Source organism: Microbacterium sp. NPDC058062 (assembly GCF_042885375.1).
Classification (GTDB): Bacteria; Actinomycetota; Actinomycetes; order Actinomycetales; family Microbacteriaceae; genus Microbacterium; species Microbacterium trichothecenolyticum_C.
Genome location: NZ_JBHVSC010000002.1, coordinates 384,299 through 397,641 on the forward strand (window position 1 = coordinate 384,299; position 13,343 = coordinate 397,641).

A 13,343-nucleotide genomic window follows, 5' to 3' on the forward strand; every position below is an offset into this window, starting at 1 on the left:
GGTGAGTGAGCACATTCAATCAGAAATGAGCACGCAATGGAAGTTCTTGACTATTTGGTGATCATTGGTGAATACTCTTCCCAACCAAAGAGGCGCAGTGTGGCACCCGAAGCTGCGCGCATCAGACCCTGAAGGGATTGCAGCGTGAAACTCAGCAACAAGCGTGTGATCGGCGGAGCCGCAGTGCTCGTCGCCGGTTCCTTGGCCCTATCCGGTTGCGCAGGCTTCGGCGGCGGCAGCAGCGGAGAGGACTCCGACACGCAGTCCCTCACGTTCACCACGTGGGGCAGCGAGGCCGAGGAGAAGCAGTTCACGGAGCTGATCGATCAGTTCGAGGCTGAGCACGAAGGCGCCACCGTCAAGCTCAACGTCGTCCCGTATGACCAGATGTTCTCGAACATCGACGCTCAGCTCGCGTCCGGCGACGCTCCCGATCTGTTCCGCGTCGACTACGGCAACCTCGGCGTCTATTCGAGCCAGGGCCAGTTGCTCGACCTCAGCCCGTACTTCTCCGACGACGAGATCTCCGACTTCGTCCCCGCCATGTGGGAGGCCGTCTCGTTCGACGGCACTCCGTATGGCGTGCCGCACCAGACGGACGTCTCGGCGCTGCTCGTCAACACGGCGATGGTCGAGGCCGCCGGAGTCGACCCGTCGACCTTCCCGACGACGCAGGACGACGCCTGGACGTGGGACGAGTTCGCCGACGTCGCAACCCAGCTGCGCGCCGGCCTGCCCGACGACAAGTACCCGTTCGTCTACAACTGGCAGCTCGGCGGTGCGCCCCGCTGGCTGAGCTGGCTGTTCCAGTCGGGCGGCACCTTCATCGGCGACGACGGCACGACCCCGACGATCGACTCGCCCGAGGGCGAGAAGGCGCTCGACTTCACCAAGAGCTTCTTCGAGAACAACTGGGTCCCGCCGACCAGCTCCACGAAGGGCACCGTCTACGCCGACAACCTGTTCACCGAGGGAACGGCCGCGATGGCGTTCGTCGGCTCGTTCCTGGTGCCCGACCAGGACTACCTGAACGAGTTCGAGTGGACCGCCATCCCGATGCCCCGTGACGAGCGCGGTGCGACGGACCTCGGCGGCAACGCCCTCGTCGCGACCAAGGACGCGAAGAACCCCGAGCTCGCCGCAGAGTTCCTGAAGTTCATGGTGTCGGCGGACGCGATGTCGGCCTTCTGCGCGGCGACCAACGAGCTTCCGACCCGCACCGACCTCGCCGGCGACGCGATCACCTTCGACATCCGTCCCGACGTGATGCCGGTCTTCGTCGACCAGGCGGCGACTATCGAGGCGAGCGACGTCAAGCAGCTCACCTCGCCCGGAATGGCGGCGATCAACACGGCGCTCCAGGACCAGCTCGAGGCGGCGTTCATCGGCGGCCAGTCCACGGCCGACACCCTGGCGAACCTGTCCGCGGCGATCGAGGAAGCGACGAACTGATGACGGCCGTGACCGCACCCGTCAGGGAGGGTGCCGCGGCGCCCTCCCGGGCGGGTGCGGCGCGCCGCAAGGCGCGCCTCCGAGAGTCCCTCACGGGATGGGCGTTCGCGGGCCCGAACCTCATCCTGCTGTCGCTGTTCCTGTTCGTGCCCATCGTGTGGGCGGTCGGGCTCTCGTTCCAGGAGACGCAGGGCTTCGGCCCTGCGGAGTGGGTTGGGCTCGACAACTACGCCCGAATGATGACCGACCCGGTGTTCTGGCAGAGCCTCGCCAACACCGTCGTGTTCACCCTCATCACCGTGCCGATCGACATGGCCGCAGGCCTCGGCCTCGCCGTGCTGCTCAACTCGGTCCTGCCCGCCCGCGGCATCTGGCGCACGATCATCGTGCTGCCGATGGTCATCTCGGGTGTCGCCTCCGGCATGATCGCCGTGATCCTCTTCTACGAGAGCAACGGCCTCATCAACAAGCTCCTCGAGGCGGTGGGCCTCCAGCCGATCGCGTGGCAGTCCGAGCCGGTGCCCGCGATGGTCTCGGTGATCATCGCCGCCGTGTGGCTGCGCGTCGGCTTCAACATGATCATCTACCTCGCCGGCCTCCAGGGCATCTCGCCCGAGCTCTACGAGGCGGGTCGCATCGACGGCGCCAACCGCTGGCAGCAGTTCCGCTCGATCACCGTGCCGCTCGTCGGACCGAGCACGTTCTTCCTGCTGATCATGAACGTCATCGCGTCGTTCCAGGTGTTCGACCTGATCTTCGTCATGACCGGCGGCGGGCCCGGCAACTCGACGTCCGTGCTCGTCACGTACGCCTACCGCAACGGCTTCCAGATCCGGGAGCCCGGCTACGGCGCCGCGATCGGCATCGTCATCCTCATCATCACCCTCGTCTTCACCTTCATCCAGTGGAAGACGAGCCGTACCCGCGACATGGTCGAGTAGGGGACTCCGATGGCTCAGACAACCACCCTCCTCGAGATCGCCGAGACAGATCTTCTGGGCGAGCGCAAGGCCAAGCGGCTGCAGCGACGGCGCCGTCGCTCCCAGGGCGAGCGCAAGGGCATCGTGGCGCGCACCGTGATCGCGGTCGTCGTGTGCATCGTGATGATCTTCCCGCTCTACTGGATGTGCGTGGTCGCGTTCACTCCCCGCGGCGAGGTGTTCCAGCCCGGACTGCACCTCTGGCCGAGCACACTGACCCTCGAGAACTTCGACAAGATCTTCAGCCGGTTCAACGTGTTCGACTGGTTCGGCAACTCCGTCGTGATCGGCGCGTTCGTGACCGTCCTCACCGTGATCGTCAACCTGCTCGCCGGCTACGCCTTCGCACGGCTGAAGTTCCGCGGTCGCAACGCGATCTTCCTGCTGACGCTGGCCACGATGATGATCCCCCTGCAGGCGATCATGGTCGCCCAGTTCAAGCTGGTCTCGGCGATGGGCATCTACGGCACCTACTGGGGCGTCATCCTTCCGACCGCATCGGCTGCTTTCGGCATCTTCCTGGCGCGCCAGTTCTTCATCGGCATCCCCGACGAGATCATCGAAGCGGCGCGCATCGACGGCGCCGGGCAGCTGAGGATCTTCCTCCAGGTCGTCCTGCCGCTATGCAAGCCCCTCATCGCGGTGCTGACACTGCTCACGCTGATGGGGACCTGGAACGACTTCGCCTGGCCGCTCATCGCGCTGAAGGACAACTCGCTCTTCACCCTGCCGATCGGACTGCTCTACCTGAAGAACCAGACCTCCCCCGACTACAACTCGATCATGGCTCTGGCGCTGCTCTCGGTGCTGCCGATGGTGATCCTGTTCCTCGCCTTCCAGCGGTACTTCGTCCAGGGCTTCGCCCGGAGCGGAATCAAATGACCCTCACCTACCTCTGCACCCTCGATCTGCCGGACGAGTGGTTCGCCGAACTCGCGCAGCGCGCGCCCGGCGTTCGGATCGTCCGGCACCTCTCCCCCGACTCCCCGGACGGCGAGACACTGGCCGAGGTCGACCTCCTGCACACCAGCGACTGGTTCCCCGAGGCATCCGATGTCCCCTCCCTGCGGTGCGTTCAGCTCGACACCTCGGGCGTCGACCACGTACGCCGTACGTCGCTCTGGGACACCGACATCCCGATCGCGACGCTCGGCGGCATCGCCCCGGTGCCGATGGCCGAGTACGCGATGATGTCGATCCTGGAGCTTGCGCATCGGATGCCCCTGATCCAGCAGCTGCGCGATGCTCGGGCATGGCCGACCAACGCGGACCGGCTCGCCCGGCTCACGCCCCGCCAGCTGCAGGGCGCGACCGTCGGCATCGTCGGCTACGGACGCATCGGACGCGAGATCTCGCGCCTCGCCGGAGCGTTCGGCATGCGCGCGCTGGGCCTCAAGCGCAGCGTCGCGGCTGCGGGCGTCGGCAACGCGGCCAAGTTCGACACGGGCCGGCTCGCCGCAGAGGACGATCCGACCGAGCTGTTCCCCATGGATCGGCTGGACGAGGTGCTGCGCCAGAGCGACATCCTGGTCGTGGTCGTGCCGCTCACCGAACTCACGCGCGGGATGATCGGTGCCGAGCAGCTCGACGCCCTCCCCGCAGGCGCATTCGTCGTCAACATCGCCCGCGGCGGGATCGTCGACGAGGTGGCGCTGAGCGAGCGACTGCGCGATGGGCGCATCGGCGGCGTCGCCCTCGACGTCTTCGATGACGAGCCGCTTCCGGCCGACTCTTCGTGGTGGTCGGAACCCGGCGCGCTGGTGACGCCGCACGTCGCGGGGCTCGCCCCGCAATATCATGCACAGACACTCGACCTCGTGGTCGAGAACCTGACCCGGCTCGCCGAGGGGCGTCCGGTCCTGAATGAGGTGGATCGTGTCTCCGGCTACTGAACCCCTGCTCGGCCCGAAGCGCCAGCGGGAGCTGCTCAACTACATCCGGTCGTACGGCACCGGCTCGGTGAACGAGATGGCTCGCCTTCTCGGCGTCAGCACGTCGACGGTGCGGCGCGACCTCAACGAGCTGCAGGATCGCGGCCTCATCGAGCGCGTCCACGGTGGCGCGGCCCAGGTGAGCGACGACGTCGAGCCGCTGCGACCCCTTCGCGAGATCTCGTTCGCCGACGAGAAGCGCCGGATCGGCGAAGCCGCGGCGAAACTCATCACCGACAACTCCACGGTGCTCATGACCGGCGGTACGACGACCGAGGCGATGCTCCCCTACCTCGGATCCATCCGGGGACTGACGGTGCTCACGAACAGCCTGCCGATCGTGATGCGGCTCGCGCAGTACGCCGACATCGGGATCGTCGTGCTCGGAGGACTCCTGCGCCGCCAGGAGATGTCGCTGCTCGGCCACCTCACCATCGCCGGCCTCGACGAGTTCGGCATCGACCAGGTGTTCACCGGAGCCTTCGGCATCGATCCCGAGATCGGGCTCACCGGCACCAACCTCGGCGAGACGCAGACCGACCGGTCGCTCGCGGCCTCGGCCCGGGAGCTCGTCCTCCTCGCCGACCACAGCAAACTCGGCCAGCGCGGCCCCGCACGACTCGCGCCCACGAGCGCGATCACCACCCTCGTCACCGACGACGGCGCCGACCCCGAGATCCTCGCCCGATTCCGCGAGGCGGGGGTGACCGTAGAGACATGCTGACCTCAGCTTCCCGCCTCCTCGAGGCGGGGCTTGGCGGGAGCCTGCCCGCAATCGCCGCTTTCAACGTCATCACGCTCGAATACGCCGAGGGGATCGTCCTCGGCGCGGAGCGCGCCGGGCTGCCGGTCCTGCTGTCGGTGAGCCACAACGCGGTGCGTTTCCACGGCGCTCTGGCGCCGATCGCCCAAGGGTGCCTCGCACTCGCGGAAGCGGCATCCGTCCCCATCGGCCTGCATCTCGACCACTGCGAGGACGCCTCCCTCGTCGAGGAGGCCGCCCTGCTCGGCTTCGGCTCGGCGATGTTCGACGCGTCGACCCTCCCCTACGAGGAGAACGTCGCGCAGACCGCCGCCGTCGTGGCGCGCGGGCACGAGCTCGGCATCTGGGTCGAGGCGGAGCTCGGCGAGATCGGTGGCAAGGACGGCGCGCACGCGCCCGGTGTCCGAACAGATCCGCGCGAGGCCGCGAGCTTCGTGGCTGCCACCGGCGTCGACGGACTCGCGATCGCCGTCGGCACGTCGCATGCCATGACCGAGCGCACCGCGCATCCCGACAACGCCCTGATCGGGCGGATCGCGGCGGCCGTGCCGGTGCCGCTCGTGCTGCACGGCTCGTCGGGTGTACCCGACGCCGGGCTCGCAGCGGCCGTCGCCGCCGGGATCCGCAAGGTGAACGTCGGCACCCAGGTGTCGGCCGCCTACACCCGGGAACTCGTGGCCGGCCTCGGGCCCGGCCCCGACCCGCGCAAGGCCCTCACCGCCGCGCGCACCGCCATCGCCGGCGACGTCGAACGCCTGCTGCGCGTCATCTCGGCTCCCATCCCCGTTCCCTCCTGATCGCCCCCGAAAGGAGCATCATGTCCGCCACCGTGAGTGGTCCCTCGTCGCACGCCGACGAGCCCACCGCCGCCGAGCTTCTCGCCGCCGACGACATCGTCGGCCTCATGCGGGCCTGCCACGACCGACGCCTCGAACGGGAGGGCATTCCGATGGTCCTCGGCTTCATCGACGAGCGCCGCGAGATCCCGCCGAACACCGACGTGTCGCAGCTCGCCGAGGGCGCCGCCTTCGCCGACGTGTTCGACCGCTACTCCGCCGCACTCGTGCCGTTCGCGCGCGACGACGACGAGGGCGCCGTGATCACCGCGATGCAGGTGCTCGCGTACACCCACTTCGCGCCCGACGCGCGCCCGATCTCGGATGGCGCGGCCGCCGTCGTCGCCGAAGGAGCCTGACATGACCCGTCCATCGTTCACCGCCCAGCGCGAGCAGCTGCGGCGCGGGCACTTCATCCGCGTCGTGAACTACCACTCGACGCCCCACGGCGCGCGCGACGAGCTCGCCAAGGAACTCGCGGGCTTCGCGCGGGACTACGCGCCGGTGACCCTCGACGACCTCGACCGCCTCTTCGAGACCGGTACCTGGCACAAGGACAAGCCGGGCCTCATTCCGGTCTTCTACGAGGGCTACCGCAACTCGGCCACGGTCGCCGCGCCGCTGTGCGACGAGTACGGGATCACCGGCTGGTTCCCGATCGCGACCTCGTTCGTGGACTGCGACCCCGAGTACCAGGAGGCGTTCGCCCGCGCGCACTGGATCTCGCTTGTCGAGGAGGACACCCGCGGCGGCCGCATCGCGATGAACTGGGACGAGGTGCACGACCTCTCGAAGAATCACGTCGTCTACCCGCACACCGCGCACCACGAGGGCTTCGACACCGCGATCTCGGACGCCGACATCGAGCGCGAGGTCGTCGAGTCCAAGCGCGCGCTCGAGGCCGTGACAGGCCAGGAGGCGCCTGCCTTCGTCTGGCTGCACGGCTCGTCGTACGGGCAGAGCCCGCGCCACGATGCCGCGGTGAGGGATGCCGGCTACCGCTACCAGTTCGCCAACACGATGATCCACCGCGTCAACTGACGCGCGTTCACCGCGAAACGCCCCGCTGCCGACGTTCGTCGAGGGCTCGGGGCGTTTCGTCTCGCTCGCCTTTCGCTCGCTCAACGACCGAGACTGTGTGGATCAGTGCTGCGGGACGCCGAGGTGACGGATGCTGCCTGCCGCGTCGCGCCAGGTCAGCTCCAGGGTCCCGCCACCGCAGGTCGAGACGGCGCTGCGCGCCGTGCCCGGCTGGATGTCTTCGGCGGGAACGCCTGCCGCGACGATCGCTTGCACTGAGGACGCGCCGTCGTCGAGCGCGGGCCCGCTTGCCGCCGGGAACCAGCCCCGCGCAGGGTAGCCCCGCGGCGGCGACACCACGTGGATCACGGATTCGGCTGAGTCCTCGACCGTGAGGCGCAGCGTGCCGCCGTCGTGTGCGGCGGCGAACCGCACCACGGCGGTGGCGGCATCCGTCACCCGCCTCTGGAAGCCGGGTCCCGGCGACCAGTACCAGCTCTGCAGGACGCCGTGCTCGTCGAGGGCCAGCACCTCGAGATGGTCCGGGCCCAGCGTCGACTGCACGATCAGCGCGTCGACGAACCGGTGACCGCCGGCGAAGCGCAGCCCTGCGCTCCAGCGGCGCGGCGGCACGTCCGGGGTCTCCAGCGGGTCGGTGTCGAGGTCGGCGTTGAACCAGAAGACCCAGAGTCCGTCGGCGGCGTCGCACGCCACGAGCTCGAGGTTTCCGCGGGCGCCGTAGACGCCCTGGGCGAGGCTGACGGGACCGGATGTCGCGATGTCTGGGCCGACCGCGGTCGGCGTTCGTGAAAGCATGTGCTTATTCTTGCTCATTTCTGCGCACTTGTGACAAGATGATGCGCAGAGCTTGATCCGAAGGAGAGTCATGAGAATCGCCCGCACCACCGTGGACGGCACGCCCCGCATCGTCGTGAAGGACGACGCGTCGGTGCGACTGGCACCGGCCGATCACCCGGACGACGCCCTCGCCGCGATCGAGTCGGTCCGTTCGGGCGCCTCGGCGACGTGGGAGACCGTGGACGAGGCATCCCTCTCGCTCACCGCTCCGGTGCGCACGGCGGGCAAGATGATCGCCGTGGGACTCAACTACGCCGATCACACCAGCGAGACCGGCTTCACGCAGCCGGAACGCCCGCTCACGTTCGCGAAGTACACGACGTCGATCACCGGACCGAACGACGACATCGTCGTGCCGGGCCACCTGACGCAGAACGTCGACTACGAGGCCGAGCTCACGCTGCTCATCGGACGCCGCTGCGGCGGCACCACGCCGGCGACGCTCGACGATGTCGCGGCGTACACGGTCGCGAACGACGTCTCGGCGCGCGACGTGCAGTTCGGCGACGTGCAGTGGTCGCGAGGCAAGTCCTTCGACACCTTCACGCCGCTCGGCCCGTGGCTGGTCACGGCCGACGAGTTCGGCGAGCCCGGCGGGCAGCGCATCTACACCGAGGTGAACGGCGAGACCCTGCAGGACGACGACACCGCCGAGATGATCTTCGACGTGCCGGCGCTCCTCGCCTTCATCGGCGACGGCGTCACGCTCGAGCCGGGCGACCTCATCCTCACCGGCACCCCGGCCGGCGCGGGCGCGTTCCGCGACCCGGCCCGTTACCTCCAGGACGGCGACCTCGTCGTCTGCGGCGTCGACGGCATCGGCGAGCTGCGCAATCGCGTCGTCGTCCGCTGAACAGAACCCATCGCAAAGGAGCAGCATGGCCACCGATTCCCGGGTCCTCGTCCTCATCGGAGCGGGTTCCGCCGTCTTCACTCGAGGCCTCCTCGCTGATCTGATCAGCGCCGACGACCTCGGCGGGTGGGAGATCCGCCTCGTCGACGTCAACGCGGAGGCCCTCGACGTCGCCGCCGACCTCGCCGAGGCGATGGTCGAAGCGCGCGGCGTGGGCGACACCATCCGCGTCACCCGCAGCACCGATCGCCGCGCGGTGCTTCCGGGCGCGGACTTCATCGTGACCTGCGTCGGCGTCGGCGGGCGTCCCGCATGGCAGCTCGACCACGAGGTCGTGCAGAAGCACGGCATCTACCAGCCCGTCGGCGACTCGATCATGCCCGGCGGAATCTCGCGCCTGCTGCGCACCACTCCGGTGCTCGTGGAGATCGCGCGCGACATCGCCGAGCTCGCGCCCGACGCCTTCTTCTTTAACTACTCGAACCCGATGACCGCCAACGTGCAGGCGATCCACCAGCAGACCGGTCTCGACGTCGTCGGCCTCTGCCACGGCATGCACCACATCCAGCGCGAGCTCGCCCAGCTCATCGACGCCCCGTTCGAGCGCACCTCGACGCTGTACGCGGGCATCAACCACCTCACGTTCATTTACGACTTCCGCTTGGACGGACGGGATGCCTGGCCACTCGTCCGCGAGCGGGTGCAGCGTGAGCTCGCCCAGGCGCCCGACCCCGCCGACATCGGCAACATCTTCTACGAGAAGCCGACCGCGTGGCACAACCCGTTCGCTTGGGAGCTGTTCCAGCGGTACGGAGCGTTCGCTGCCGCGGGCGACCGCCACGTCGTGGAGTTCTTCCCGGAGCGGTTCTGGCAGGGCGACTACTACGGCAAGAAGCTCGGGATCGACGCGTTCTCGCTGCCCGAGATCCTGGAGTGGGGCGAGAACCGCTACCAGGCGATGCGCCGGCAGGCGCTGGGCGAAGAGCCGCTCGACCAGTCGATCTTCGCGCGCAGCGGCGGCGAGCAGGAGCAGCTGATCGCCATCATCCGCTCGATCACGTTCGACTCGCGTGAGATGTTCAGCTGCAACGTCGTCAACAAGGGACTCGTTCCTGGCCTCCCCGAGTGGTCGGCCGTCGAGATCCCGGGCGTCGCCACGGCACGCGGCATCCGTCCCATCGAGGTGCCCGACCTCGGCAAGCCGCTCACGGCCGTCCTCGCCCGCCGCCTCACGTCGGTCGACCTCGCCGTCGACGCCGCACTCAACGGCGACCGCGACCTCGTGATCGAGGCCATGATCGCCGACGGCGCCGTGTTCGACGCCGACAAGGCTGCCGCCCTCACCGACGACCTCCTCTCCGCGCAGGCGCAGTACCTGCCCCAGTTCTCATGAGCGCGCGCAACCTGGGCAAGGAGGAGCGGGAGGCGGCGGCCGCCGCGGCAGGCTCGGAGTACGCGGCCGTGGAGTCGGCGACGGGCGTGCCGACCCGCGACTGGGGCGAAGGCCTGCGATCGCAGGTGTGGTTCGGCGACCAGGGCAAGACCGGCTTCATGCACCGCTCGTGGCTCCGGAGCGAGGGGCTCCCGGACGACACCTTCGAGGGGCGGCCGGTCATCGGCATCGCGAACTCGTGGTCGGAGCTGACCAGCTGCAACATCCACCTGCGGGCCCTCGCCGAGCACGTCAAGCGCGGCATCTGGCAGGCGGGCGGCGTGCCCTTCGAGTTCCCGACGACGTCGGCCGGTGAGCCGCTCGTGCGTCCCACGGCGATGCTGCTGCGCAACCTCATGGCGATGGACCTCGAAGAGACTCTCCGTATGAACCCACTCGACGGCGTCGTGCTGCTGGCGGGCTGCGACAAGACGACTCCGGCGTACCTGATGGGCGCAGCATCCGTCGATCTGCCGACCTTGCTCATCACCGGCGGGCCGATGCTGAACGGCAAGTACCGCGCCACCGACATCGGCTCAGGCACGTCGGTGTGGCGATTCACCGAGGCGTACCGCGCCGGACAGATCTCGGCCGACGAGGTGCGCGAGGCGGAGGGCTGCATGGCCCGCAGCCAGGGCCACTGCATGACGATGGGCACGGCGTCGACCATGGCGTGCGTATCCGAGTACATGGGGATGCAACTGCCCGGAACCGCCGCCCTCGGTGCGAACGACTCGCGTCGCGCGACCGCCGCGCATCTGGCAGGACGCCGCATCGTGGCGATGGTCGAAGAGGATCTGCGCCCGTCGAAGATCCTCACGCGCGAGGCGTTCGAGAACGGCGTGCGCGCCAATGCAGCGCTCGGCGGCTCGACCAACGCCGTGATCCACCTGCTCGCCCTCGCGCGCCGCGTCGGCGTGGAGTTGACGCTCGACGACTTCGACGAGCTGGTGCGCGACGTGCCGGTGCTCGCCGACCTCATGCCGAGCGGGCGCTTCCTCATGGAGGAGTTCCAGGATGCCGGCGGCACCGCTGGTCTCGCCGAGACGCTCGGCGACCTGCTGCATCGCGACACGCTCACCGTCACGGGCGCCACGCTCGGTGAGAACTACGCCGGCGCCGAGGTGTGGGACCGGGAGGTCATCCGCGCCCTCGACAACCCCGTCAAGCCGGCGGGCTCGGGCATCGCCGTGGTCCGCGGCAACCTCGCTCCTCGGGGCGCCGTGATCAAGCAGTCCGCCGCGACGCCCGAGCTCATGGCCCACACCGGTCGAGCACTCGTGTGGGACTCGCTGCAGACCTACCTCGCCGATGCCGACGACCCGGACCTCGACGTCACGCCCGACGACATCCTGATCGTGCGCAACGTCGGGCCGAAGGGCTACCCGGGTATGCCCGAAGTCGGCAACATGCCGCTTCCGCGCAAGATCCTCGAGGCGGGCATCATGGACATGGTGCGGATCTCGGACGCCCGGATGAGCGGCACCTCGTACGGCACGGTCGTGCTGCACGTCGTGCCCGAGGCAGCTGCCGGCGGACCGCTCGCGTTCGTGCGCACCGGCGATGTCGTGACGCTCGACGTGCCGAACCGGTCGCTGTCGATGGACGTCTCGGACGAGGAGCTCGACCGACGCCGCGAAGGCTGGGCGGCACGAACGGTGCCGGGCGCGGATCGCGGCTGGACCCGCCTGTACGTCGAACACGTCGTGCAGGCCGACGAGGGCTGCGACCTCGACTTCCTGCAGGGCCGCAGCGGCGCGGCGGTCGGACCGCAGGCCTTCTGATATGTCGCGCACGGTGCTGGTCATCGGGTCGACGGGCATCCTCGCACCCGCAGCGTTCGCGCTCTTCGAGCGAGGCGACCGGGTGCTCGGCGTCTCGCGCGGCGGGGCCGAAGGGTCCATCGCCGTCGACGCGCGCGACGCCGGCGCGCTCTCGAACGCGCTGGAGGCCGCGGACTGGGACGACGCGGTCGCCTATGGTCCGGCGGTCAGCGACGCATCGCTCAGGTTCGTGCGGGCCGCCACGACCGGACGGTGCGTGCTCGTGCGCACCAGCTCGGCAGCCGACCCCGCGCTCGGGATCCTCATCGTGCCGCGCGACACCCTCCAGCTCGGCTGGACCGCCGAGTCGGAGCCGCGCTGGCACACGCCCGACGAGGTGTCCGCGGCTGCGCTCGACGTGCTCGCCGACGGTGAGCCGCGCACTCTCGGCACGGTACGGCCGTGGAGCGACCGGCCGTGATCGTCGCCCTGGCACTCTCCCCCAGCCTCGACGTCACCTACGAGGTCGGCGAACTGCGCGTGGGTGACATCACGCGTCCGGAACGCGTGACGCGCGTCGCCGGCGGGAAGGCGCTCAACGCGGCCCGGTCGGCGGCCGCCCTCGGGGCCGACGTCCGCGCGGTAGCCGCGCTCGGAGGCCACACCGGCGCGTGGGTGGCCGAGCTGCTCGCCGCCGACGGGGTTCCAGCGAGAGTCGTCCGGCTCGAACGCGAGACGCGCACCAGCTCGGCGATCGTCGAGCGCTCGGGCGGCGCCTCGAGCACCGACCTGTATGAGGCGGCCACGCCTCTCACCCCCGGCGAATGGGGCGCGTTCCGCGAGGCGGCGATGACGACGGTTGGCGAACGGATGCCGTGGGTCGCGGTGTCCGGTTCGCTCCCCGCCGGCGTGCCCGGCGAGGAGCTCGCGGCGCTCCTCGACGCGCTGCGCGCAGCGGACGCCCGCGTCGCCGTCGACAGCTCGGGCGAGGGCCTGCGGGCTCTGTCGGCGAGCGCCGACCTCCTCAAGGTGAATCGCAGCGAGGTCTCCGAACTTCTGGGCGCCGACTTCCCCGACGCCGGCAGCGCCGCGCGAGCGTTGCGCGAGGGCTGGGGCGGCGGCGTCGTGGTCACCGACGGAGTGCGGGGCGGATTCGCCCTACTCGGGGACGACGAGCTCGAGGTGGCACCGCCGGCCGCGCCCGGCCGGTTCTCGGCCGGAAGCGGCGACGCCTTCCTCGGCGGGCTGCTCGCGGGGATGGATCGCGCCCTGCCGGCGGCTGCCGCACTCGCGCTCGCGCGCGACACCGCGGAACGCAACGCCCGCGTGCCGGGCCAGGGCGTGCTCGGCTGACCTGTCCGGTCGGCCCGAGAATGTTCACCGCTGAGTCATCGCGCTGACGCTGGCGCGGACGCGGGGCGCGGCCCTAGGGTGTCGGACAGCGCGTCCAGGACA

General features: G+C 69.5%; 14 protein-coding genes. 13 read left to right on the forward strand and 1 reads right to left on the reverse strand.

All coding sequences use genetic code 11. The features are described from left to right. Window positions 1-144 precede the first annotated feature (144 nt). The 8 genes from ACFVSU_RS06535 to ACFVSU_RS06570 are packed head-to-tail and all read left to right on the forward strand — an operon-like array spanning window position 145 to window position 7,003. Window positions 145-1,452, forward strand: a complete 1,308-nt coding sequence (locus ACFVSU_RS06535; RefSeq protein ID WP_387139751.1) for an ABC transporter substrate-binding protein — start codon at window positions 145-147, stop codon at window positions 1,450-1,452. Beyond that, window positions 1,452-2,393, forward strand: coding sequence for a carbohydrate ABC transporter permease (locus ACFVSU_RS06540; protein WP_387139754.1), 942 nt, complete (start codon window positions 1,452-1,454; stop codon window positions 2,391-2,393). Before ACFVSU_RS06535 ends, ACFVSU_RS06540 begins: the two co-directional genes overlap by 1 nt. Before the next feature lie 9 nt (window positions 2,394-2,402). Continuing rightward, window positions 2,403-3,314, forward strand: a complete 912-nt coding sequence (locus ACFVSU_RS06545; RefSeq protein ID WP_387139757.1) for a carbohydrate ABC transporter permease — start codon at window positions 2,403-2,405, stop codon at window positions 3,312-3,314. Then, window positions 3,311-4,324, forward strand: a complete 1,014-nt coding sequence (locus ACFVSU_RS06550) for a D-2-hydroxyacid dehydrogenase (RefSeq protein ID WP_387139760.1) — start codon at window positions 3,311-3,313, stop codon at window positions 4,322-4,324. The genes ACFVSU_RS06545 and ACFVSU_RS06550 overlap by 4 nt, the downstream gene beginning before the upstream one ends. Further along, window positions 4,308-5,087 (forward strand): DeoR/GlpR family DNA-binding transcription regulator, encoded by a 780-nt coding sequence (locus ACFVSU_RS06555; protein ID WP_387139762.1) that lies wholly within the window; start codon window positions 4,308-4,310, stop codon window positions 5,085-5,087. The genes ACFVSU_RS06550 and ACFVSU_RS06555 overlap by 17 nt, the downstream gene beginning before the upstream one ends. Next, window positions 5,081-5,923, forward strand: a complete 843-nt coding sequence (locus ACFVSU_RS06560) for a class II fructose-bisphosphate aldolase (RefSeq protein ID WP_387139765.1) — start codon at window positions 5,081-5,083, stop codon at window positions 5,921-5,923. Before ACFVSU_RS06555 ends, ACFVSU_RS06560 begins: the two co-directional genes overlap by 7 nt. A gap of 20 nt (window positions 5,924-5,943) precedes the next feature. Beyond that, window positions 5,944-6,321: a hypothetical protein gene (locus tag ACFVSU_RS06565; RefSeq protein WP_387139768.1), complete on the forward strand. Its 378-nt coding sequence runs from the start codon at window positions 5,944-5,946 to the stop codon at window positions 6,319-6,321. Window position 6,322: 1 nt separating this feature from the next. Further along, a complete protein-coding gene (locus ACFVSU_RS06570) occupies window positions 6,323-7,003 on the forward strand; it encodes a polysaccharide deacetylase family protein (protein ID WP_387139771.1) in 681 nt (226 codons plus the stop codon). A gap of 102 nt (window positions 7,004-7,105) precedes the next feature. Here the strand turns inward: ACFVSU_RS06570 and ACFVSU_RS06575 are convergent, their stop codons facing one another. Further along, window positions 7,106-7,798: a hypothetical protein gene (locus ACFVSU_RS06575; protein WP_387139774.1), complete on the reverse strand. Its 693-nt coding sequence runs from the start codon at window positions 7,796-7,798 to the stop codon at window positions 7,106-7,108. 70 nt (window positions 7,799-7,868) lie between these two features. On the opposite strand from ACFVSU_RS06575, the gene ACFVSU_RS06580 reads away from it, so the two are divergent. Genes ACFVSU_RS06580 through ACFVSU_RS06600 form a run of 5 tightly spaced genes read left to right on the forward strand, consistent with a single transcriptional unit; the run spans window position 7,869 to window position 13,241 of the window. Beyond that, window positions 7,869-8,693: a fumarylacetoacetate hydrolase family protein gene (locus ACFVSU_RS06580; protein WP_387139777.1), complete on the forward strand. Its 825-nt coding sequence runs from the start codon at window positions 7,869-7,871 to the stop codon at window positions 8,691-8,693. Between the two features lie 25 nt (window positions 8,694-8,718). After that, window positions 8,719-10,086, forward strand: a complete 1,368-nt coding sequence (locus ACFVSU_RS06585) for a hypothetical protein (RefSeq protein ID WP_387139781.1) — start codon at window positions 8,719-8,721, stop codon at window positions 10,084-10,086. Then, complete coding sequence (locus tag ACFVSU_RS06590; protein WP_387139784.1) at window positions 10,083-11,909, forward strand: IlvD/Edd family dehydratase; 1,827 nt, start codon at window positions 10,083-10,085, stop codon at window positions 11,907-11,909. The genes ACFVSU_RS06585 and ACFVSU_RS06590 overlap by 4 nt, the downstream gene beginning before the upstream one ends. Before the next feature lies 1 nt (window position 11,910). After that, window positions 11,911-12,369 carry a hypothetical protein gene (locus ACFVSU_RS06595; RefSeq protein WP_387139787.1) on the forward strand — a complete coding sequence of 153 codons (459 nt, stop codon included), beginning with the start codon at window positions 11,911-11,913 and terminating at the stop codon, window positions 12,367-12,369. Beyond that, a complete protein-coding gene (locus ACFVSU_RS06600; protein ID WP_387139790.1) occupies window positions 12,351-13,241 on the forward strand; it encodes a PfkB family carbohydrate kinase in 891 nt (296 codons plus the stop codon). The genes ACFVSU_RS06595 and ACFVSU_RS06600 overlap by 19 nt, the downstream gene beginning before the upstream one ends. Window positions 13,242-13,343: the final 102 nt, after the last annotated feature.